Annotated in this window: 21 protein-coding genes and 1 pseudogene; 11 read left to right on the forward strand and 11 right to left on the reverse strand. The window is 67.0% G+C overall.

The features are described from left to right. Together rfaE2 and AC5RTT_RS15460 are read left to right on the forward strand one after the other, a co-directional pair. On the forward strand, positions 1–672 hold a 672-nt coding region (gene rfaE2, locus AC5RTT_RS15455), incomplete at its 5' end, for a D-glycero-beta-D-manno-heptose 1-phosphate adenylyltransferase (RefSeq protein ID WP_494145943.1). Positions 673–767: 95 nt separating this feature from the next. After that, on the forward strand, positions 768–1,745 hold the full coding sequence (locus AC5RTT_RS15460; RefSeq protein ID WP_494145944.1) for a spermidine synthase: 978 nt from the start codon (positions 768–770) through the stop codon (positions 1,743–1,745). A 9-nt stretch (positions 1,746–1,754) separates the two neighbouring features. On the opposite strand, the gene AC5RTT_RS15465 is transcribed toward AC5RTT_RS15460, so the two are convergent. Next, entirely contained in the window at positions 1,755–2,648 is an 894-nt protein-coding gene (locus tag AC5RTT_RS15465; protein ID WP_494145945.1) for a LysR family transcriptional regulator, read from the reverse strand. Positions 2,649–2,776: 128 nt separating this feature from the next. On the opposite strand from AC5RTT_RS15465, the gene AC5RTT_RS15470 reads away from it, so the two are divergent. Beyond that, on the forward strand, positions 2,777–3,565 hold the full coding sequence (locus tag AC5RTT_RS15470) for a 3-hydroxybutyrate dehydrogenase (RefSeq protein ID WP_494145946.1): 789 nt from the start codon (positions 2,777–2,779) through the stop codon (positions 3,563–3,565). Positions 3,566–3,589: 24 nt separating this feature from the next. On the opposite strand, the gene AC5RTT_RS15475 is transcribed toward AC5RTT_RS15470, so the two are convergent. Then, positions 3,590–3,853 (reverse strand): hypothetical protein, encoded by a 264-nt coding sequence (locus AC5RTT_RS15475; RefSeq protein WP_494145947.1) that lies wholly within the window; start codon positions 3,851–3,853, stop codon positions 3,590–3,592. Between the two features lie 168 nt (positions 3,854–4,021). Beyond that, positions 4,022–4,423 carry a winged helix-turn-helix transcriptional regulator gene (locus AC5RTT_RS15480; RefSeq protein WP_494145948.1) on the reverse strand — a complete coding sequence of 134 codons (402 nt, stop codon included), beginning with the start codon at positions 4,421–4,423 and terminating at the stop codon, positions 4,022–4,024. A gap of 121 nt (positions 4,424–4,544) precedes the next feature. Between AC5RTT_RS15480 and AC5RTT_RS15485 the strand changes: the two genes are divergently transcribed. Then, positions 4,545–5,408 (forward strand): SDR family oxidoreductase, encoded by an 864-nt coding sequence (locus tag AC5RTT_RS15485; RefSeq protein ID WP_494145949.1) that lies wholly within the window; start codon positions 4,545–4,547, stop codon positions 5,406–5,408. Positions 5,409–5,529: 121 nt separating this feature from the next. On the opposite strand, the gene AC5RTT_RS15490 is transcribed toward AC5RTT_RS15485, so the two are convergent. Next, entirely contained in the window at positions 5,530–6,165 is a 636-nt protein-coding gene (locus AC5RTT_RS15490; protein WP_494145950.1) for a LysE family translocator, read from the reverse strand. A 336-nt stretch (positions 6,166–6,501) separates the two neighbouring features. Here AC5RTT_RS15490 and AC5RTT_RS15495 point away from each other — a divergent pair, with 336 nt between their 5' ends. The 5 genes and pseudogenes from AC5RTT_RS15495 to AC5RTT_RS15515 all read left to right on the forward strand — a co-directional run bounded on the left by AC5RTT_RS15495 (position 6,502) and on the right by AC5RTT_RS15515 (position 12,330). Next, positions 6,502–7,323, forward strand: a complete 822-nt coding sequence (locus AC5RTT_RS15495) for an IclR family transcriptional regulator (RefSeq protein ID WP_494052177.1) — start codon at positions 6,502–6,504, stop codon at positions 7,321–7,323. A 150-nt stretch (positions 7,324–7,473) separates the two neighbouring features. Next, positions 7,474–9,171 (forward strand): urocanate hydratase, encoded by a 1,698-nt coding sequence (gene hutU, locus AC5RTT_RS15500; RefSeq protein WP_494010940.1) that lies wholly within the window; start codon positions 7,474–7,476, stop codon positions 9,169–9,171. A 56-nt stretch (positions 9,172–9,227) separates the two neighbouring features. Beyond that, positions 9,228–10,817, forward strand: coding sequence for a histidine ammonia-lyase (gene hutH / locus AC5RTT_RS15505; protein ID WP_494145951.1), 1,590 nt, complete (start codon positions 9,228–9,230; stop codon positions 10,815–10,817). 163 nt (positions 10,818–10,980) lie between these two features. Next, the gene (locus AC5RTT_RS15510) at positions 10,981–11,217 is read left to right on the forward strand and encodes a hypothetical protein (RefSeq protein WP_035752228.1); all 237 of its coding nucleotides are present in this window, start codon (positions 10,981–10,983) and stop codon (positions 11,215–11,217) included. 250 nt (positions 11,218–11,467) lie between these two features. After that, positions 11,468–12,330: pseudogene (locus AC5RTT_RS15515) on the forward strand (fumarylacetoacetate hydrolase family protein). Here the strand turns inward: AC5RTT_RS15515 and AC5RTT_RS15520 are convergent. From AC5RTT_RS15520 to AC5RTT_RS15535, 4 genes are read right to left on the reverse strand one after another with little or no spacing between them, the layout of a single operon-like run. Further along, positions 12,327–12,719, reverse strand: coding sequence for a universal stress protein (locus AC5RTT_RS15520; RefSeq protein ID WP_009357252.1), 393 nt, complete (start codon positions 12,717–12,719; stop codon positions 12,327–12,329). The pseudogene AC5RTT_RS15515 and the gene AC5RTT_RS15520 sit on opposite strands and share 4 nt — an antisense overlap. After that, positions 12,716–14,326: a tripartite tricarboxylate transporter permease gene (locus tag AC5RTT_RS15525; protein WP_494145952.1), complete on the reverse strand. Its 1,611-nt coding sequence runs from the start codon at positions 14,324–14,326 to the stop codon at positions 12,716–12,718. The genes AC5RTT_RS15520 and AC5RTT_RS15525 overlap by 4 nt, the downstream gene beginning before the upstream one ends. After that, the gene (locus AC5RTT_RS15530; RefSeq protein WP_494145953.1) at positions 14,326–14,838 is read right to left on the reverse strand and encodes a tripartite tricarboxylate transporter TctB family protein; all 513 of its coding nucleotides are present in this window, start codon (positions 14,836–14,838) and stop codon (positions 14,326–14,328) included. Before AC5RTT_RS15530 ends, AC5RTT_RS15525 begins: the two co-directional genes overlap by 1 nt. Then, on the reverse strand, positions 14,835–15,845 hold the full coding sequence (locus AC5RTT_RS15535; RefSeq protein ID WP_494145954.1) for a Bug family tripartite tricarboxylate transporter substrate binding protein: 1,011 nt from the start codon (positions 15,843–15,845) through the stop codon (positions 14,835–14,837). Before AC5RTT_RS15535 ends, AC5RTT_RS15530 begins: the two co-directional genes overlap by 4 nt. A 302-nt stretch (positions 15,846–16,147) precedes the next feature. Between AC5RTT_RS15535 and AC5RTT_RS15540 the strand changes: the two genes are divergently transcribed. Together AC5RTT_RS15540 and AC5RTT_RS15545 are read left to right on the forward strand one after the other, a co-directional pair. Further along, on the forward strand, positions 16,148–17,722 hold the full coding sequence (locus AC5RTT_RS15540; protein WP_494145959.1) for a sensor histidine kinase: 1,575 nt from the start codon (positions 16,148–16,150) through the stop codon (positions 17,720–17,722). After that, the gene (locus AC5RTT_RS15545) at positions 17,719–18,384 is read left to right on the forward strand and encodes a response regulator (RefSeq protein ID WP_494145955.1); all 666 of its coding nucleotides are present in this window, start codon (positions 17,719–17,721) and stop codon (positions 18,382–18,384) included. The genes AC5RTT_RS15540 and AC5RTT_RS15545 overlap by 4 nt, the downstream gene beginning before the upstream one ends. Positions 18,385–18,406: 22 nt before the next feature. Here AC5RTT_RS15545 and AC5RTT_RS15550 read toward each other — a convergent pair whose 3' ends face one another. The 3 genes from AC5RTT_RS15550 to AC5RTT_RS15560 all read right to left on the reverse strand — a co-directional run. Continuing rightward, entirely contained in the window at positions 18,407–19,417 is a 1,011-nt protein-coding gene (locus tag AC5RTT_RS15550; protein WP_494145956.1) for a cation efflux transmembrane domain-containing protein, read from the reverse strand. Beyond that, the gene (locus AC5RTT_RS15555) at positions 19,414–19,902 is read right to left on the reverse strand and encodes a type 2 periplasmic-binding domain-containing protein (protein WP_494145957.1); all 489 of its coding nucleotides are present in this window, start codon (positions 19,900–19,902) and stop codon (positions 19,414–19,416) included. Before AC5RTT_RS15555 ends, AC5RTT_RS15550 begins: the two co-directional genes overlap by 4 nt. 86 nt (positions 19,903–19,988) lie before the next feature. Continuing rightward, positions 19,989–20,655: arginase family protein (locus AC5RTT_RS15560; RefSeq protein ID WP_494145958.1), on the reverse strand; the 667-nt coding region annotated here is incomplete at its 5' end.

Raw genomic sequence — 20,655 nt, forward strand, 5'->3', positions numbered from 1 at the left:
GAGAAGCAGGCCTCCGGTGCCGGCGACACGTTCGTTGCGGCACTCACGCTGGGCCGCTCGGCCGGGCTGCCCCTGACTGCAAGCCTGGACCTGGCGCAGTCCGCAGCCGATGTGGTGGTGCACCAGGCGGGCACGTCGGTATGCAGCACGGAACAGCTGAGCCGCTACCTGCGGGCCTTCGCGGACACCGCACTGGGCGCCGACGAACTGGAACAGCAGCTCCAGGTGCACCGGGCCCAAGGGCAGCGGATCGTGCTGACCAACGGCTGCTTCGACGTGCTGCACAGCGGGCACACCCGCTACCTCAACCAGGCCAAGCAGCTGGGCGACATCCTGGTGGTGGCCCTCAACAGCGACGCTTCCGTCCGCCGGCTCAAGGGCGCGGGCCGGCCCATCAACGCCGTGGGGGACCGGGCCGCCGTGGTGGCTGCGCTCAGCTGCGTGGACTACGTGACCGTCTTCGACACGCCCACCGCCGAGCCGCTCATCCGGCAGCTCCGCCCGGAGGTCTACGCCAAGGGCGGTGACTACACCCCGGAGATGCTGGCGGAGACCCCTGCGGTGGAGGAGTACGGAGGCCGGGTGGCCATCCTGGACTACGTGGCGGAACGCTCCACCACCGCCGTGGTCAACCGGATCCGGGACGGCGAGGGTGCCGCTTCGGCCATCTAGGTGCTTTTCCCCGGGCCCGTGCTGCGCCGCTTCCGGTGCGGCGCGGCCCCGGTGGTCATTTAAGGTTGAAGCATGACTGAGGCGCGGCACGGGTAATGGCGAAACGCGGAAAGTCAGGGGGCCGGGGCGGCAGGACCGCGGCGGTCACGGCCGAACAGCCCAAGGGGACAAAGCCCGGCGGCCCCGTGGAGGGCGTCTACTACATCGATACCGGTGACTGCGAGCTGATCGCGGACCAGGACAACTCCACCGGCTGGCTCCTGAAGATCAACGGCGTCATGAGCTCGCACATCGACCTCGCCGACCCGCTGTTCCTCGACTTCGAGTACATGCGCTGGATGGCGGCGCTGATCGAGTCGCGCTGGCCGCCGTCGGGCACTGCTTCCGGAGGATCCGCCGCGGCCGGCACCGCTTCCCGGCTGCGCGGGCTGCATTTGGGCGGCGGCGCCTGCTCGCTGGCCCGCTACTTTGCCGCCGCCTACCCCGACGCGCGGCAGGTGGTAGTGGAGCTCGACGGGAAGCTGGCCGAATATGTCCGCGGCTGGTTCGACCTTCCCAAGGCGCCGTTGCTGCGCCTGCGGGTGGGGGAAGCCCGCCAGGTGACGGAGACCCTGACCCCGGACACCCGGGACTTCATCATCCGCGACGTCTTTGCCGGCGCCTTGACCCCGCGCCCGCTGACCACCGCCGAGTTCAACCAGCACGTCCGCCGGGTCCTCGCCCCGGGCGGTTTGTATGTGGTGAACTCGGGCGACGGTCCGGACCTCAGGAACGCACGCGAGGACGCCGCCACCATCGCGGCCGCCTTCGCCCACACCGTCATCATCGCCGATCCCGCCATGCTGAAGGGCAGGCGCTACGGGAACATGGTGATGGCCGGCAGCGACGTTCCCTTTGGGGAGGATCCGCAGCTTGCCCGCAGGCTCCTGGGCGGCGCCGTCCCTGCGCACCTCTGGAACGATGCCCAGGTCCGGGCCTTCGCTGCCGGCGCCCCGATCCGCCACGACCCTCCCCACCCGCACCCTAACCTCGCAAGCTCGGCCAGGGAACCCGGCGGGCGTGGGCCCACGTAGTTATCGTTATCAGCGGCCCAGGAGTGCCTCCCGGTGGGCGTCCATCTGGTCCCGCAGCGCCTGCACCACGGCCGCGACGGCGGGGCGGCGCAGTGAATCCGGCCGCAGGACCATCCAGTAGGGGAGCAGCTCGGCGACCTGATCCGGCAGCAGCCGCACCAGGTCATCGTGGAGGTCGCCCATGAAACAGGGCAGGAACCCCACGCCCGCGCCGGCCCGCGTGGCCTCCACATGGACGAAGACGTTGGTGGACGTCAGCCCGTCCCGCATGGCGGGGACCAGCCGGCGCGGAGCGTCCAGGTCGTCCACCTGCAGCATCGAGTCCACGAAATACACCAGCGGGTGCTCGTTGAGCTCTGCCACGCTGCCGGGCGTCCCATGCTCTGCAAGGTAGGCCCGTGAGGCGTACATGCCCAGCATGTATTCGCCCAGCCGCACGGCCTCGGCACGGTGCACCTGCGGCTCACCCACCACCACTTCGATATCCAGCCCCGAACGCTGCTGCAGAGCCCGCCGCGTCATGGTCACCACCTCCACGCTGAGCCCGGGGTGGTCACGGCGGAGCCGGGCCACCGCAGGAGCCGCAATGTAGGCGCTGAACCCGTCCGTCGCCGTCATGCGCACGACGCCGGTAATTGGATCCGGTGCCTTGCCCGCCGGTCCCAGCGTGCCCAGCACGGCCTCCACCTGCTCGGCCACATGCACCGCCTGCTGGCCCAGTTCGGTCAGCTCCCAGCCGCCCGCCGCACGGGCAAGGACGCGGCCGCCCAGCGCCTTCTCCAGCGCAGCGATCCTGCGCGAGACGGTGGTGTGGTTCAGACCCAACGCCTGGGCCGCCGTCGTAAATTTAGCCGAACGGGACACTGCGAGCAGGACCAGGAGGTCATCGGGATTGGCGTTCATATCTGCAATTCTGCACATGGCGGGTGCCGGTTTGGTCATTGAAGCCACATGTTTGTGCAGCAATACTCAGGGTAATCGTCAGTACTGGAGATCGCAGCACGTGTCAGTGTGGACACCAAGGAGAAACAGTGAGCGCAGAGCAACGCCCCGCAAACCAGGCAGCCGGGTCCGGCGGTGATTTGAACGGCCGGAAGGCGCTGGTCACCGGCGGCGCCAGCGGAATCGGAGCAGCATGCGTGCGGGAGCTCGCGGCGCACGGCGCCAAGGTGGTGGTGGCCGACGTCGACTCCGCCGGCGCTGCCGCGCTCGCCGATGAGGTGGGCGGCACCTCCTGGGCGGTGGACCTGCTGGACGTGGACCGGCTCGCCACCCTGAGCCTGGATTGCGACATCCTGGTGAACAACGCCGGGATCCAGCGCGTCAGCCCCATCGAGGAGTTCGATCCTGCAGAATTCCGGCGGATCCTCACCCTGATGCTGGAAGCCCCGTTCCTGCTGGTCCGGGCCGCCCTGCCGCACATGTACGCGAACGGGTTTGGCCGCATCATCAATGTGTCCTCCGTGCACGGCCTCCGGGCCTCGCCCTTCAAGAGCGCCTACGTGTCCGCGAAGCACGGACTGGAGGGGCTGAGCAAGGTGACGGCGCTGGAAGGCGGCGAGCACGGCGTGACGTCCAACTGCATCAACCCCGGCTATGTCCGCACTCCGCTGGTGGAGAAGCAGCTGGCGGACCAGGCCGCGGTGCACGGCATTCCCGAGTCCGAAGTCCTGGCCAAGGTGATGCTTACCGAGTCCGCCATCAAGCGCCTGGTGGAGCCGGAGGAGGTGGCATCGCTGGTGGCCTGGCTTGCATCGTCCCGTGCTGGAATGGTCACCGGTGCCAGTTACACCATGGACGGCGGCTGGTCCGCAAAGTAGCCACGCCCTCGAAGTTTGGGGGAGTCAGTCCAGCCGTTTGAGCTGCCGATGGTCGTAGAAGAACACGCCCTGCGCGGTGTCCACGCCCGCACTCGTTCCCTGCAGGAACACCACCAGCCCCTCGTGCCGGCCCTTGAAAGGATCGTCGCCCACTACGGCGTCACCGATCTTGAAGGGCGAACGGGGAGCGAAGGACCTCCGGACCCGGGTCCAGGTGTGCTTTGCTGCCGCGGCCAGGCTGACGGGCCGGCCCAAGCTGTAGGGGTCCCGGACTTCGGCTTTGACCATGCTTACCAACTCCTCGAAAGCGGCACGGGCCGCTCACTGGCGGTGCAGGTCAACCGGAACGCTCCCAGCAGAGGGCGGCCCTCCCATTCCGGCTGGCACCATACGCCAAAGCTATGCGCTATTCACACCAGTCACACCAGTAACAGGTACTCATGTTCGCTGAAGCGGCTACTTGCCTGCCCCTGCTCCGGCTCCGCGCCCGCCGTTGATGATGTCATCGGCGTTGTCGAAGGCCCAGGCAACCAGCGGGACCAGCAGTCCGCTGAGCTCGTAGCCCTTTTCAGTGAGGCTGTAGTCGACGCGTGGTGGAATGACCGGCTGGGCGTTCCTGCTGACCAGGCCGTCGCGCTCCAGGGTTCTTAGCGTCTGGGCCAGCATCTTTTCGCTGATGCCTTCGGCCCGCCGTCGTAATTCGCTCCACCGCTGCTCTCCTTCGGACAGCGAGAGCAGGATCAGAACGCCCCATTTGCTGGTGATGTGGTCCAGCAGCGTCCGGCTGGGGCACCCGGCCGGGAAGACGCCGTCGGCAAAGCTTCCGGGCAGCGGGGACGGATGCGTTGTGGCTTCCATGGGGCCAGCTTACCGTGAGGTCAGTACCTTACTTCAAAGTGCGTACTCTCTTTCGGGAAGTAATCCTCGCGGGCCTGGGTTGTGCCCTGCGACAGGCTAGACCCAACTGAAAGGACCCATGGTGAGCATCGTCGTAACAGGAGCCACCGGACAACTCGGCCGCCACGTCATAGAGGCATTGCTGGAGCGCAACGTTCCCGCCCAGGACATCGTGGCCGCCGGGCGCTCGGTGGACAAGCTGGCGGACTTCGCGGAGCAGGGCGTGCAGGTCCGGCAAATGGATTATGCGGACGCGGCGTCAGTGGCTGCGGGGCTGAGGGGTGCCCGCAGGGTGCTGCTGGTTTCCAGCAGCGAGGTGGGCCAGCGGGTGGAGCAGCACCGCACGGTGATTGACGCTGCCAAGGCCGAAGGTGTGGAGCTGCTGGCATACACCAGCATTGCCAACGCCGATACCACCGGCATGCTGCTGGCCGCCGAGCATAAGGAGACGGAAGCCATCCTCAGCGCATCGGGCGTCCCGTTCGTCCTGCTGCGCAACGGCTGGTACCTGGAAAACTACACGGGGCAGCTGCCGGGCACCCTGGCGCAGGGTGCACTCGCCGGCAGTGCGGGCGCGGGCAGGGTCAGCGGTGCCGCCAGGGCTGACTACGCGCACGCGGCCGCGGCCGTCCTGGTTGCTGAAGGGCAAGCGGGCAAGGTGTACGAGCTGGGCGGTGACGAAGCTTTCACCATGGCCGACCTGGCCGCCGAGATCACCGCTGCTACCGGCAAGGACATCAGCTACAACGACCTGCCCGCGGAGGATTACGCGGGCCTGCTCGCCGGCGCAGGCGTTCCGGCCGCCTTCGCTGAAATCCTCGCCGACTCGGATTTGGGCATCGCCCGCGGCGACCTGCTGGTCGGCACGGGCGACCTGCGCAGGCTGATTGGACGGCCGACGACGTCCCTCGCCGAGGCGGTGCGGTCCGCGGCCGCCGTAGTCTGACGAACCCTTCGCACTTCCTGACGCTCTCGCACATCCTGCAGGTTGCGGGTCAACCCTCTATCACCCGGTGAGAGAGGGATCCAAAATACCGTGCATTAAGTGAGAGAGCGTCGGGAGGGGGTCAGGACTTGCTGCCCGTGAGGGCGAGGGTGCTGCCCAGCCCGATCATCAGTGCTCCGCCCGTGGCCTCCACGGCGTCCACCCTGTGCGGCGACCGGGCGAACCACTGCCGGGCCGTGCCGGCGGCGATGGCCCAGAGGCTGTCCGAGACCAGGGCGAGCAGCAGGAATACCGCACCCAACAGGCCCAGCTGCAGGGGGATGGCGCCGGAGGGATAGTCCACGAACTGGGGCAGGACGGCCACGAAAAACACCACGGATTTGGGGTTGGTGGCTCCCACAATGGCTCCCTGCCCCACCAGCCGCCAAGGCGCCGAAGAGATGGGGTTCCGGTCCGGCCCGGACGGCCTGCGGTGATGCCGGATTGCCTGCACGCCGAGATAGACGAGGTAGGCGGCCCCGGCAAACTTCACGATGCTGAAGAGAACCACCGACTGCGCCACCACGACCCCCACGCCCAGGGCCACAGCAGCCACCTGGACCAGCTGCCCCGCCGCATTCCCCAGGACGGTGAGGACGCCGCCCTTCCAGCCGAGGGCAAGGGAACGGCCGATCACGAAGAGCACGCTCGGCCCTGGGACGGCAATAAGCACCACCGAGGCAAGCGAAAACGCCAGCAGGTTGGAGAGGGGAACCATGCCTGATTTTAGTCCCACGGACGGCGCCGGCGGCACCGGACGTGCCATACCCGATCAGCCTTCCCGGGCAGGCCGGACCACGGGCAAGGGGGACGTATCGTCCACCAGTTCGTACCGGCGTCGTCCGTTGCCCCACCCACAGGTGGCAGGCGTCGTCTTTGGATTTAGACACCCCGGGTCCAACGGGGACGGAAGACAAAAACCTTCGTCTGTTCTTGACAAAGTCTGGGATAACAGACACATGACACCGTGGACCACGACTCAAAGATCCTCCGAGGGTGCATTCTTGTGTATGGGATACCGGACAGTTCCGGTTCCCTGGAGGAAGGAGTACCGGTGCCAGTGACGGAAACCCAACTGACCCCCGCGCGCGAAGCAAAGGCGGCGTCGAAAGTTCCCGCGGCCGAAAACACGCTGCGCATCCTGAAGCTGCTCGCGTCCCGCCGGGGGCCGATGGCAGCGTCCCAGATCGCCGCGACACTCGGGCTGCCACGCTCCAGCGTCTACCACCTGCTGGGGGTCATGGAGGCCAACGGCTTTGTGCTCCACCTGCATGAGGAGCAGCGCTACGGGCTGGGGATCAGCGCGTTCGAGCTCAGTTCCGCCTACTCCCGCCAGGAGCCGCTGTCCCGGCTGGGCCGCCCGCTGATGGCGTCGCTGGTGGACGCGATCGGCGAAAGTGCGCACCTGGCCGTGCTGCACGGCCGGGACGTGCTGTACATCGTGGAGGAGCGGGCCAAGAACCGCCCGTCCCTGGTGACCGACGTCGGCGTCCGGCTTCCCAGCCACCTCACCGCCAGCGGGCGAGCCATCCTCGCCGCCCTGCCCAAGTCCCAGGTCCGAGCGCTGTACCCGAACGCGGCTGCGTTCACAGCCCGGCATGAGACCGAGGCGCCCATCATGAAGTACTCCGCGCTGTCCTCCCACCTGGACCGGGTCCGGCAGCGCGGCTACGCCACCGAGCACGGCGAGGTGACGCCGGGGTTCGGGTCCATCGCTGCCGCCGTCACCGATCACTTGGGTTGGCCCACGGCTGCCGTCGCAGTGACCTTCCTCGAGGACAAGCTGGCAGCCGACGAGTGGCCCGCCCTGGCCGCCCGCGTCCAGAAGGTAGCCGACGAACTATCGGTCCGCATCCACGGACGCCCCGGCAAGTAGGCCTGGGCCGGCGCATGGCGGAGGAGGCCCCAGGGTTGTCTGAAATGCCGGACAGCACCCTCGAAAAACCCCTGTGAACCCCCTTCCCAAAGGGCTTTAGTTGATACAGAAGTTCTTTTCCACCACAGACACACATGAAAAGGAGCCATTATGGCACCCGCCGATTTCACTACCGGTGCCCGCCCGGTCAAAGCTGCCCGCGGCACCGGGCTCACGGCCAAGTCCTGGCAGACCGAAGCGCCGCTGCGCATGCTGATGAACAACCTGGACCCCGAGGTGGCCGAGCGCCCGGATGACCTGGTGGTCTACGGCGGCACCGGCCGTGCTGTCCGTTCCTGGGCCGCGTTTGACGCCATCACCCGGACCCTGGAAACCATGGAAAAGGACGAGACCCTGCTGGTCCAGTCCGGCAAGCCGGTGGGTGTGTTCCGAACCAACGAATGGGCGCCACGGGTGCTGCTGGCCAACTCCAACCTGGTGGGGGACTGGGCCACGTGGCCGGAGTTCCGCCGGCTTGAGGCCGAGGGCCTGATGATGTACGGCCAGATGACTGCCGGGTCCTGGATCTACATCGGCACGCAGGGAATCCTGCAGGGCACCTTCGAGACCTTCGCCGCGATCGCCCGCAAGCTCACCGGCGACGAGAACGGCACCCTTGCCGGCACCCTCACGCTCACCGGCGGCTGCGGCGGCATGGGCGGCGCCCAGCCCCTGGCTGTCACGCTGAACGAGGGCGCCTGCCTGATTGTCGACGTCGATGAAACCCGCCTGCGCCGCCGGGCGGGCAAGCGCTACCTCGACGAGGTGGAGACCGACCTCGACGCCGCCATTGCCAAGGTGCTCAAGGCCAAGGAAGAGCGCCGCGGCTGGTCCGTGGGCTACGTGGGGAACGCCGCCGAGGTCTTCCCGGAAATCCTCCGCCGCCACAAGGCCGGGGAACTCACCGTGGACATCGTGACCGACCAGACCTCGGCCCACGACCCCCTGTCCTACCTGCCCGAAGGCATTTCCGTGGCCGAGTGGCACCGCGAGGCCGAGGCGGATCCGGAAGGCTTCACCAAGAAGGCCCAGGCCTCGATGGCCCGGCACGTCCAGGCCATGGTGGAGTTCCAGGACGCCGGCGCCGAGGTCTTCGACTACGGCAACTCGATCCGCGACGAGGCCCGCAAGGGCGGCTACGAGCGCGCTTTCGAGTTCCCCGGCTTCGTCCCGGCGTACATCCGGCCGTTGTTCTGCGAGGGCCTGGGCCCGTTCCGCTGGGTGGCGCTGTCCGGCGACCCCGAGGACATCCGCGTCACCGACGAAGCCATCAAGGAACTCTTCCCGGAAAACCAGCACCTGCACCGCTGGATCGACGCCGCCCAGGAACGCGTGGAGTTCGAAGGCCTTCCGGCCCGCATCTGCTGGCTCGGCTACGGCGAACGGCACAAGGCAGGGCTGCTCTTCAACCAGCTCGTCAAGGAAGGCAAGGTCAAGGCCCCCATCGTAATCGGCCGCGACCACCTCGACTCCGGCTCCGTCGCCTCCCCGTACCGCGAAACCGAGGCCATGGCCGATGGCTCCGACGCGATCGCCGACTGGCCCCTGCTCAACGCACTGCTGAACACCGCTTCCGGCGCCACCTGGGTGTCCCTGCACCACGGCGGCGGCGTGGGCATCGGCCGCTCCATCCACGCGGGCCAGGTCTCCGTGGCCGACGGCACCGACCTCGCAGCCGAAAAGCTCGAACGGCTCCTCACCAACGACCCCGGCATGGGCGTCATCCGCCACGCCGACGCCGGCTACGACCGCGCCCTCGACGTCGCCAAGGAACGCGGCGTCCGCATCCCCATGAACGAGAGCAAGTAATCATGATCCCCACGAACTCCCTAATCTCGCAGGCTCGGCCAGGGAACCCTGTCCGCGTGGCCCCAGCCCACGAACCGCTGACCGTCACCCTCGGCTCCAGCGGCGTCACGCCCGAGGATGTGCTCGCCGTCGCGCGCAACAACGCCAAGGTGGCCATTGCGGCTGACGCCCTCGACGCCGTCGCCAAAGTGCGCGCCCACATCGACAGCCTGGCCGCCAGCGACACCCCGGCCTACGGCATCTCCACCGGCTTCGGCGCCCTCGCCAACCGGCACATTCCCAATGAACTGCGCACCCAGCTGCAGAAGTCCCTGATCCGCAGCCACGCCGCCGGGATGGGGCCGGCGGTGGAACGCGAAGTGGTGCGCGGCATCATGTTCCTGCGTGCCAAGACCCTGGCATCGGGCCGCACCGGCGTCCGTCCCGTGGTCCTGCAGACCATGGTGGACGTGCTCAACGCCGGCATCACCCCGGTGGTCCGCGAGTTCGGCTCGCTCGGCTGCTCCGGCGACCTCGCCCCGCTCTCGCACTGCGCCCTGGTGCTGATGGGCGAGGGTGAAGCGGAAGGGCCCGACGGCGTCCGTTACGGCGGGCAGGGACAGCGGCCTGTCGCCGAACTGCTTGCAGAGCACGGCATCGAACCCGTCATCCTCGCCGAAAAGGAGGGCCTTGCCCTCGTCAACGGCACCGAGGGCATGCTGGGCATGCTCCTCATGGCCATCGCCGACCTCCGCCAGCTGCTGACGACGGCGGACATCACCGCCGCGCTCAGCGTCGAGGCGCTGCTCGGCACCGACCAGGTGTTCCTGCCGGAACTGCACGCAGCCCTGCGTCCCCACCCGGGACAGGCCGCCAGCGCGGACAACATGCTGCGCGTGCTTTCCAATTCCCCGATCGTGGCCTCCCACCGGGTGGGCGACTCCCGCGTCCAGGACGCCTACTCGCTGCGCTGCGCCCCGCAGGTTGCCGGCGCCGTGCGGGACACGGTGGACCATGCCGAACTCGTGGCCACCCGCGAGCTGGCGGCCGCCATCGACAACCCCGTGGTGCTGCCCGACGGCCGGGTCAGCTCCAACGGCAACTTCCACGGTGCCCCGGTGGCCTACGTCCTGGACTACCTGGCCATCGCTGTGGCAGACCTGAGCTCCATCGCGGAACGCCGGACGGACCGGATGCTCGATCCCGCCCGCTCACACGGGCTCCCGGCCTTCCTGGCGGCAGATCCTGGAGTGGATTCCGGCCTGATGATCGCACAGTACACGCAGGCCGGGCTGGTGTCGGACAACAAGCGGCTGGCTGTACCGGCGTCGGTGGACTCCATCCCGAGCTCCGCCATGCAGGAGGACCACGTGTCCATGGGGTGGCATGCGGCCCGCAAGCTGCGGAAGGCCGTGGACAACCTGCGCCGTGTCCTGGCCATTGAGCTGGTCACGTCGGCCCGGGCGCTTGATATCCGCATGCAGCTTTCCGGGGGCGTCCTGACGCCGGGTCCTGCTGGCGCCGCCGTGGTGGCGTCCCTCCGCGACGTGGTGGACGGGCCCGGAACGGACCGCTTCCTTTCTCCGGAACTGGAAACGGCTGACCGGCTGGTGGCGTCGGGTGAGGTGCGCAGGGCGGCCGAATCCGCCGTCGGTTCCCTCGCCTGAGAACGAAGGATCTTCGTCTTCTACTACGCTCCGTGTCCACCTGGCGGGATTTTGGCCGACACAGCCATCAGGGGGCTACAGAGTGTAGTAGAACTGAAGGTGTAGTAAAAGTCACATCAAAGAGGCTGTGGCGCAGAACGTATACAAAGGGGTAGAAGTTCAAATGAAAGCACGTGGGGCAGTCCTATCGAGGCGCAATGCCCATTCCGCCGTGGTATCCGACTGGAAGAGCCTTTCCGTTGGTGACCGCGTCGAGATCATCAAGCATGCGCATGTGGTAGCGGCCGGGGAGGTGGAAGAGGTGTCGCAGAGCGGAAACGTCCTGTGGCTTGTGCCCGCGGGGCCGGCGGAAAAACAGCTCTTCCTGAAGTCCGACGGCGTGCAGGTGCGCCGCGGCTAGCAACCCCTGGAGAAACAGCAAAATCCCCGTACCGCCCAAGGCGATGCGGGGATTTGTGCTTAACCGGCTTATGCCGGAAGGGCCGTTGTCAGGCGGGGAGGGCTTCGTAGGTTTCACCGAAGGGCCACCGATTCGTCCAGGGCCACGGTGTGGCGAGTGCAGTCACAATCCGTGCGTTTGGCGGGAACCTGTCGGCATCGGACACTATGAAACCCAGCAAAGCGGGACCACGGATCAAAGGAGACTCAGCATGAAGCTAATGCGCCTGGGCGAGAGCGGGCACGAGCAGCCGGTGGTCCTGGTGACCACGGGCGATGGCGCCGGCCAATACTTCAGCCTTCTCCCGCTGACCCGCGAGTGGACGGTGACTTCCTGGCCTCCGGGGGTGTTGCCAGGGTCCGGGCCGCGCTGGACGCGGGAGCACTGCCGGCCGTTGACGACGCGCACAGCTTGCGTGTGGGGGCCCCGGTAGCCCGGCCGGGAGCGGTGGTGGGTATCGGCATGAACTATGCGGCCCACGCGGCGGAGTCGGGCTCGGCCCCGCCGGAAGTACCGGTCATGTTCCTCAAGCCCAGCAATACTGTCACCGGGCCCTTCGACAAGGCTGCAGTTCCGCCCCTGTCCAACAAATTCGACTGGGAGGTGGAACTGGGCATCGTTATCGGCCGGGAGGCCAGCTACCTGGAAACCACCGCGGAGGCGGCGGCATGCATCGCCGGCTACGTCACGGCGAATGATCTTTCCGAGCGGGATTACCAGCTCCCCGGCGCGGCGGGGCAGTGGACCAAGGGTAAAACACTGCCGGGGTCCACGCCCCTGGGTCCGTGGCTTGTGCCGGCGGAGGACATCGACGGCGGGAAGCTGCCGCTCAGGAGCTGGGTCAACGGCGAGCCGCGCCAGGATTCGGACACGTCGCAACTGATTTTCGACGCACCCACGCTGGTCCATCACTGCAGCCAGTACATGCGCCTTGAGCCCGGGGACGTGATCCTCACCGGGACCCCGGAGGGGGTGGCGCTGAGCGGCCGCTACCCCTACCTCCAACCCGGTGATGTGGTGGAGGTAGAGGTGCAGGGACTGGGCCGCCAGCGCCAGGAGCTGGTCCGCCCCTAGCCCGCCTTCACGGCAAGGACGGGGCAGTCCGCTTCCAGCAGGATCCGCTGTGACACGCTGCCCATGATCAGCTTGCCCACCGGGGTCCGGCGTCGCAGGCCGATCACAATCAGCTCGGCATTGTGCTCCTCCGCGGCATCCAGGACCTCGGCTGCGGCATCGTGCCCACGGACCGGCTGCTTGATCTCGTGGTCGATGCCCTGGGTTGCCAGGCGGTCCTCGATGCTCTGGATGTCCGGCTCCTGGGCATAGCGGTTGTCCACCAATGCGTCCCCGCGGGACGAATTGATGACCAACAGTCTGGTGTTGCTCTTCCGGGCCTCGGTGATGGCCTGGGTCAGGGCTGCTTCGCCTTCGGGGGTCGGGACGTATCCCACCACGATGGTCATGGTGTCTCCTTCTTGTCTGGGTTGACAGAGTTGTCCGCGTGGACCGGGCTCTCTGAGTGGACAGGCAGGTCTGCATGCGCGGAGCTGCCTGAAGGAGCGGCCGGAGCTGCTGCGGCAACGGCCGGACGGTTGCGTCGGATCAGTTTGAAGAGCAACGGCCACGCCAGGACCAGCGCAAGGATGATGTAGATAACGACGGCGATCGGCTCTCCCAGGAGACCCGCGGGGTCCCCGGCGCTCAGCTGGAGGCTCTTGCGAAGCTGGCCTTCAATGCGCGGGCCGAGGATGACACCGAGGATGAGCGGCAACACCGGCAGCCCGAAGCGGCGCATCATGAATCCCAACGCGCCGAGCACCAGCAGGAGCACCAGGTCGAACGCCTGCAGGTTGACCGAGTAGGCACCCAGCGTGGCGAAGAACAGGATCCCTGCGTACAGGTACGGCCGCGGGAGTTGCAGGATCTTCGCCCACATTGGCGCCAGGGGCAGGTTGATGAGCAGGAGCAGGAAGTTGCCGATGAAGAGGCTCGCGATCAGGGCCCACACCAGCGGTCCCTCGTTCTCGAACAGCAGCGGACCCGGCTGGATGCCGAACTGGACAAACGCTGCGAGCATCACGGCGGCAGTGGCGTTGGTCGGCAGGCCCAGGGCGAGCAGGGGGGTCATCGTGCCGGCAGCCGCCGCATTGTTGGCCGCTTCCGGGCCGGCAACACCCTCAATGGCGCCCTTGCCGAACTCCTCGGGATGCTTGCTGAGGCGCTTTTCCGTGACGTAGGAGAGGAACGTGGGGATCTCGGCCCCGCCGGCCGGGAGTGCGCCGAAGGGGAAGCCGAACGCCGTTCCGCGGAGCCAGGGTTTCCAGGAGCGCTTCCAGTCCTGCTTCCCCATCCAGGGGCGGCCTACCGGGATGACGTGCAAAGGAGTGCGCCGCATGTGCGCGGCAACCCACAGTGCTTCGCCGACCGCGAAGATGGCCACTGCCACCACCACGATGTCCAGGCCATCGGCGAGCAGGGGCTGGCCGAAGGTGAGGCGGCGCTGGCCGGTGACGGAGTCCATGCCCACCAGGCCGATCGCCAGCCCGAGGCCCAGCGAGGCAAAGCCCCTGAGGCGGGATGATCCAAGGACGGCGGTAACTGCCACAAGTGCGAGCACCATGATGGCAAAGTAGCTTGGCGAGCCCAGGCTGACTGCGAACTCCACGACGATCGGGGCGAAGACAGCCAGCAGCGCAGTGCCGATAGTGCCCGCGACGAATGAGCCGATGGCTGCCGTCGCGAGAGCCTGTGCCGCCTTGCCGGCTTTCGCCATCCTGTTGCCCTCGATGGCGGTGACAACAGATGACGATTCCCCTGGTGTGTTGAGCAGGATGGACGTTGTGGAGCCGCCGTACATACCGCCGTAGTAGATGCCGGCGAACATGATGAAGGCGCTGGTGGGTTCCAGGACATAGGTGACCGGAAGCAGCAGGGCGATGGTCATGGCCGGGCCCAGGCCCGGGAGCACGCCGACGGCGGAACCCAGGATCACGCCAATGACGGCGTACAAGAGATTCATGGGGGTCAGGGCGGTGGCGAAGCCGTCCATGAGGGAGGCGAAGACATCCATTAGAGAATCCCTTCCAGGAGGCCGGCGGGCAGCGGGATGCCGAGGCCGAGGTAGAAGCCGTAAAAGGTGAGTACGGAGATGGCCACGGAAATGAGCCCGTCACGGACATAGTGCCGGCTGCCCAGGGCCCAGGCGCTGCCCCAGAACAGGATGGTTCCCGAGATCACCCATCCGGCCCAGTCAATCAGCAGGATGTTGGCCAGGAAGGCTCCCACCAGCGGCAGGATGGTCTTCCAGTCGGCCGGGTGTGAGAGATCCACGTCCTCGCCGCCTTCGGCTTCGCCCTGCCCGCCGCGCAGCACATTGACTGCCAGCAGGAAGGCGCAGACCAGGAGCAGGCCGGCTACGATGTACGGCAGCGTCTTCGGACCCACCGGATCCGACTGGGAGTACGGGGTTACCAGGGCGATGGCGTCCACCAGGACGAGGACGCCCACCGCTCCGAGCAGGAGGGCAACCCCCAGCTCGGAGCGGCCTTTGAGCCTGGAAGTCAAAGTTGGGGAAGAACTCACGCCAGGCCAAGCTTCGTGAGGACGTCCGCCACCCGCTTGTCCTGCTCGGTCAGGAAGGATTCGAACTCCTCGCCGGTGATGAAGGCATCAGTCCAGCTGTTCTTCACGAGGGCTTCCTTCCAGGCATCTGTGCCGTGCATTTCCTCGAGGGCAGTGATCAGCTTGGTCTTGTCGTCGTCGCTGATTCCGGGAGGAGCCACGATGCCGCGCCAGTTGGTGAACACGAGGTCGATCCCGGATTCTTTCAGGGTCGGTGCGTCCACACCCTCAAGCCGTTCCTCGCCGCTGGTTGCCAAGACGCGGACGTCGCCGGACTTGATCTGCTGCAGGTATTCGCCGGCGCCGGAGGCAGCGAAACCCACCTTGTTGCCGAGGATTGCGGGGAGGAGGTCACCGCCGCCGTCGTAGGACACAAAGTTCACCTTGGTGGCGTCTATTCCTACTGCTCCGGCGAGCTGCATGGGGAGCAGGTGGTCCGGGCCGCCGGGCGAGGAGCCACCGCCTACGGCGATTGAACCCGGGTCTGCCTTCCAGGCGGTGACCAGGTCGTCGATGGTTTTGTAGGGCGAGTCCTTGTTGACCATGATGGCGCCGGGTTCTTCGATGAGCCGGGCCAGCGGGGTGGTGTCTGTCAGTTTGGACTCGGACTTGTTGGTGTAGCTCGCGCCAACCACGCCCAGGCCCATGAGCATGGTGAGGTCGCCGTTACCCTTTTCGTTGACGATTCGAGCCAGGCCGACAGTTCCGCCCGCGCCGGCAAGGTTGAAGACCTCGGTATTGGTGGCGACCTTCTCGTCGTCGAGGACCTTGGCCGCGACGCGGGCCGTGGTGTCGTAGCCGCCACCCGGAGTGTTGGGGACCATGATCTGGAGACCGGTCACCGGCCCGGCAGCGGCGCCGGGGCTGGATGTATTGGTGGAGCTGCCGCCGGTGGCACCGCAGCCGGTGGCCATCAGGGCGATGCCGGCGGCGACGGCGGCAATCCGCAATGCGCGGTTTTGGCGCATGGTGTTCCTCTTCTCATGAAAATGATCAGCAAGACTGACTGGTGGTTCGATGCTAGGTTCCCCCGTGATGCCGGTCACTCTTGTGTACGCAGAGAAAGTTAAGTTCATTGCGTTCACGTTTCTGGGATCCATTGGGGGGCTGCTGCTGCCGACGATGCAAAGCCCCTGAACCGTAGCCTCTTGCTGCCTGCGGTATAGTTCCGATACGCCGGGAGGGGCCGGCCGCGCACTCCTGCACGCTGATTTCCCGCGGGCAGTTGAACCACCATTAAGGAATCCACGCAGTGACTCGACGAAGAGGAATGTCCCTCGCCGGGCAGTACCTTGTGCTGCAGTTGCTCATCGTCCTGGCCGTCCTGGTGGCTGTCGTGGCTATTTCCCTGGCCCAGTCCGCCGCGGCGTTCGAACGGATAGAAGGCCGGCGGGCGCTTTCCGCGGCGGAAGCCCTGGGCAGCAACCCCACGGTACGGGCACTGCTGCCCGACGCAGAACCACGTGTGGGGGCGGCTCTTCCCGCGGTTGCCGAGTCCGTCCGGACTGTCTCGGGTTCATCACATGTAGCACTCGCCAAGCTGGACGGCAGCGTGGTTGTCGCCTCGGATCCGGGAATGATCGGCCGGCCCCTGGAACTGGACGGGAGCCGGGTAATGGAAGGGCGGGCCTGGACCGGTGTGGTGGGTGGAAGCGGCGCTCCCGTCCTGTCCGCCCACGTGCCCGTACTCGATGACGGGGGACGGATGATCGGCATTGCCTCCGTCAGCCGCAACTACCCCTCAACCCTTGAACGGTTCGGCGACGCAGTTCCCAATCTCCTGACCTATCTCGGCGTGGCCAGCATCCTGGGGGTGGCGGGGTCCCTGCTGCTGTCCCGGCGCGTCAAACGGCAGACGCTGGGCATGGAACCCAGCGAGATCACCGGTCTGGTGGAAAACCGCGAGGCCATGCTGCACGGGCTCAAGGAGGGCGTGGTCGCCCTTGACCCGAACGAACGCATCACCGTGGCCAATGACAGCGCCCGGGAACTGCTGGGCCTGCCGGAGGACTGCGTCGGCAAAAGGCTGAATTCACTCCCGGTGGATCCGGCCCTGAAAGTGGTGCTCACCCGCGACCAGCCGGACCCGGACCAGCTGGTGCTGGTGGGTGAACGCCTGGTGGTCCTGAACCGGGTGCCCATCCGGTCGCGCGGCCGGGAGATTGGTTCCGTCACCACGCTGCGTGACCGGACCGAGCTGTCCTCGCTGGAGCGGGAGCTCGGCGCCACCCGGACCGCCACCGATACGCTGCGCGCCCAGGCCCACGAGTTCGCCAATCAATTGCACGTCATTTCCGGGCTGATCCAGATCGGCGACTACGATTCCGTGGTGCAGTTCGTCAACGGGGCCACCGTGGATCGGACCCGGCTCAACGACGAGGTCACGGCCAGGATCCAGGATCCGGCCCTGGCCGCGCTGCTGATTGCCAAATCCAGCCCGGCCGCGGAACGCAACGTCACCCTCCAGTTGGACCCCGCCTCGGCCCTGGGTCCCGTCAGCGACGAGCTCTCGCGCGACCTCGCCACCGTGGCGGGAAACCTCGTGGACAACGCGTTCGACGCCGTCTCCGGGGTCGGGCAGGCTACCGTCCGGGTGCTGGTGAAGGACAGCGGGGACCAGGTCACCCTCATCGTGCGGGACAACGGGCCCGGCGTTCCGCCGGAAGCCGTAGAGGATATTTTCCGGCAGGGCTTCACCACCAAAGCCTCCGTGCGGGAAGGCGGCCGCGGGTTCGGCCTGGCCCTGTCCCGCGTGGTCTGCCGCCGGTCCGGCGGCGACCTGACGGTGGACAATGACAACGGGGCGGTTTTCACCGCCCGCTTCACACGAGGTGCACATTCATGATTAAGGTCCTGATAGTCGATGACGACTTCATGGTGGCCAAGGTCCACGCCGGGTTCATCCAGCGGACTCCCGGCTTCACTGTGGTGGGTGCCGCGCACACCGGTGCCCAGGCCGTCGTCGAAACCGAACGCCTGCAGCCGGACCTGGTGCTGCTGGACATCCACCTCCCCGACATCAACGGCCTGGACCTCATGCACCGGCTTCGCGAGGTGGCCCCGGAACTTGACGTGCTGGTAATCAGTGCCGCCCGTGAAGTGGAAACGGTGCGGAAGGCGCTGCGCGGCGGCATTGTGCACTACCTCATCAAGCCCTTCTCCCAGACGGACCTGCAGGAGCGCCTGGAGCACTACCGGAGCGCGTACCAGGCCCTCGACTCGGCCAAGGACATCGCCGAGCAGTCGGACGTCAACCGCGTGTTCGGGCTGGACAGGACCGAACGGCCGCTGCCCAAGGGCTGCAGCGTGGAGACCCTGAAACTGGTGGAGGACGCGCTGAAGGAGGCCGACGGCGATCTGTCGGCTGCCGAGGTAGCCGAACAGCTGGGCACGTCCCGGGTCAGCGCCCGCCGCTACCTCGAGTACCTGAACGACGAGGGCCTGCTTGAGGTGCGGTTGAAGTACGGGGTGGGACGGCCGGAGCGCAGGTATCTGTTGAAGGCCTGACGATTTCTGTGTCCTGAAACCCTTAGCGCTCGCCGCCCGTCGTCGGGCCGGGCAGGAACTCGGAAGGCAGTTCAGCCACCGGGACGATCACCATGTCCTGAACCTTCCAGTCGAAGGCGATGCACGCCTCGCGGGCCTCTTCCAGCTGCTCCAGGCTGGGCATGCTCCCGTGGGCGGGCACCACGAACGATTCCACGTGGAACACATGCCCCTCGTCGCGGATGCGGGACCGGGCCTCCTGGGTCCAGGGCAATCCGCGGAGGTAGGTGTCCAGCCGGCGCGCCAGAGGATGCGGTGCTTCGTCGTCGTACGTCATGGCCCTTTTGTCCATCAGCGCCGCGACCGCTCCGCGGGTGTTGCGGATGCCGTCATGCAGGATGCTGCCGGAGATGAGGATGGCCGCGGCATAGTCCGCCCACCACAGGCCCAGGCCAATGCCCGCTACCCCGGCCACGGCAGCAACAGCCGTCATCCAGTCGGCCTTGTTCATGTCCGCGTCGGCGTACAGGACCTTGTCGTGCAGCTGTTCGGCGAGTTTCATTTTTGCCCTGCCCAGGAAAACCGGAGGCGCCGCGGTGAGGATCATGACGCCCATCATCAGCCAGCCCAGCCAGATGGTGGTGCCGAAGAGGTTGATGCCGCCGATGGTGGGGTGCTCGGCTGTCAGCAGTCCAAGCGCGGACTCCACCAGCAGGTAGCCGCCCATCACGGTCAGGGCCACGGCGGCAACCAGGTGCGCCACACCCGTGGCCCGGTGGTAGCCATAGGGATGCTTCTCCCACGGCGGTTTGCGGATGGCGTGTGCAGCCACCAGGAAGGAGATGGGCGGCAGGAAGGAGAGCAGGTCCTCGATCCAGGCAGCCTTCATTGCCTGCGAGTTCCCGAGCACCAGGAACACCAGGGTGGTGGTGATCACCAGGAAGCCCATGGTGATCCATTCGATCCTGATGGCCTTGCGCAGGGCTTCCTGCTGTTCGGGCGGCAGCTCGGTATGGCCGAACCGGGCGGCCTGGGTGCTGTTGGTCCCGATCATGCCCGCCCGCTTTCCAGCAGGAACCGGTCCAGCTCGAGAAGGAAGGCGTTTTCGCCCATAGGGACCAGCATGACGTGCTTGTGCAAGGAGCCGTGGCTGTCGCGGGACTCCGCGTATGGCCGGGTCAGACCGGCATGGGTGGACCACGGTGTCTTATCGTCCAGGCCACCGATCACCAGATCCAGTTCTCCGTGCTTGAGCTCATCGGCCAGGACCTGTTCCGTGCCCGTGACCCACTCGATGTCCGCCCTAAGCCGCTCCGCGAACCGCTGAACCAGCTCGGCTTCCCTGCCCTCGACCCTGGCCGCGCCGCCGCTGCCAGCCGGAAGCCGGACCCAGTCCCCGTTGGGGCTGGCGCCCACCCGGAGCGTTCCGCCGCGCACCCGATCCAGTGTCCCTTCCGGGTCTGCCGGATAGCTGCTGCCGCACCCGGCCAGGGCCAGCAGCGCGGCCAGCAGCAGGAAAAGCATTTGGCGGCGCCGCATGGTCAACTCCTTCCAGCTGAAGATCCACCCTCATAATAGACAGCATGCTTATCACTTTGTGGATTTCAGTGGAGGACTGCGTACCGTCAGCGCAAGAGGGTGTCCAGGAGCCTCGCGGCAACCCTTGCGGTCCGCCCGTCCACGTCGAAGGCAGGGTTCAGCTCCGCAATGTCGAGGTGCGCGAGCTTGCCGCTGGCAGCCACCTGCCGGCACGCGCCGGCGACGACCGGAAGAGGAACGCCGAACGCGGCCGGGGCGCTGACGCCGGGCGCCACGCCGGCGGGGAGCACATCCAGGTCGATGGTCAGGTAGAGGACGTCGATGTCCGCGAGGAAGGACGCCACGAACTCCCGGACGCGGTCCGTCCCGCAGTCCTCGTCCAGCAGGTACTGCACACCCAGGTGCCGGGCGGTGTCGAACAGTGCCCGGGTGTTGTTGGCCTCCGAAATGCCGACGACGGCATACCGGAACTGGCGGCCGGCGGCGGCTTCAGCGCGGGCCATCTGGAGGAACGGAGTGCCGGAGCTGGGAACCGGCTCGTCCCGCAGGTCGAAATGGGCGTCGAGGTTCAGCACACCCAGGCGGGCGCCCTGCTGGACCGCCTGGGATGCACTCATTCCCAGGTAGCTGGCGTAAGCGGTCTCGTGGCCCCCGCCGAGGACCGCCGTGAGGTGCCCGGCGTCGAGCAGTTCGGAGACCGCGCTGCCGAGCCGCGCCTGGGCGTCCTCGAGCGCACCCTCGGACACGGCCACG

It is taken from the genome of Arthrobacter sp. Y3221157 (assembly GCF_059089865.1).

Bases quoted from the DNA above. Each gene is read 5' to 3' on its own strand.
- AC5RTT_RS15460 (WP_494145944.1), top strand. From the start codon at position 768: ATGGCGAAACGCGGAAAGTCAGGGGGCCGGGGCGGCAGGACCGCGGCG.
- AC5RTT_RS15465 (WP_494145945.1), bottom strand. From the start codon at position 2,648: ATGAACGCCAATCCCGATGACCTCCTGGTCCTGCTCGCAGTGTCCCGT.
- AC5RTT_RS15475 (WP_494145947.1), bottom strand. From the start codon at position 3,853: ATGGTCAAAGCCGAAGTCCGGGACCCCTACAGCTTGGGCCGGCCCGTC.
- AC5RTT_RS15480 (WP_494145948.1), bottom strand. From the start codon at position 4,423: ATGGAAGCCACAACGCATCCGTCCCCGCTGCCCGGAAGCTTTGCCGAC.
- AC5RTT_RS15490 (WP_494145950.1), bottom strand. From the start codon at position 6,165: ATGGTTCCCCTCTCCAACCTGCTGGCGTTTTCGCTTGCCTCGGTGGTG.
- hutU (WP_494010940.1), top strand. From the start codon at position 7,474: ATGGCACCCGCCGATTTCACTACCGGTGCCCGCCCGGTCAAAGCTGCC.
- AC5RTT_RS15510 (WP_035752228.1), top strand. From the start codon at position 10,981: ATGAAAGCACGTGGGGCAGTCCTATCGAGGCGCAATGCCCATTCCGCC.
- AC5RTT_RS15520 (WP_009357252.1), bottom strand. From the start codon at position 12,719: ATGACCATCGTGGTGGGATACGTCCCGACCCCCGAAGGCGAAGCAGCC.
- AC5RTT_RS15525 (WP_494145952.1), bottom strand. From the start codon at position 14,326: ATGGATGTCTTCGCCTCCCTCATGGACGGCTTCGCCACCGCCCTGACC.
- AC5RTT_RS15535 (WP_494145954.1), bottom strand. From the start codon at position 15,845: ATGCGCCAAAACCGCGCATTGCGGATTGCCGCCGTCGCCGCCGGCATC.
- AC5RTT_RS15540 (WP_494145959.1), top strand. From the start codon at position 16,148: ATGTCCCTCGCCGGGCAGTACCTTGTGCTGCAGTTGCTCATCGTCCTG.
- AC5RTT_RS15545 (WP_494145955.1), top strand. From the start codon at position 17,719: ATGATTAAGGTCCTGATAGTCGATGACGACTTCATGGTGGCCAAGGTC.
- AC5RTT_RS15550 (WP_494145956.1), bottom strand. From the start codon at position 19,417: ATGATCGGGACCAACAGCACCCAGGCCGCCCGGTTCGGCCATACCGAG.
- AC5RTT_RS15555 (WP_494145957.1), bottom strand. From the start codon at position 19,902: ATGCGGCGCCGCCAAATGCTTTTCCTGCTGCTGGCCGCGCTGCTGGCC.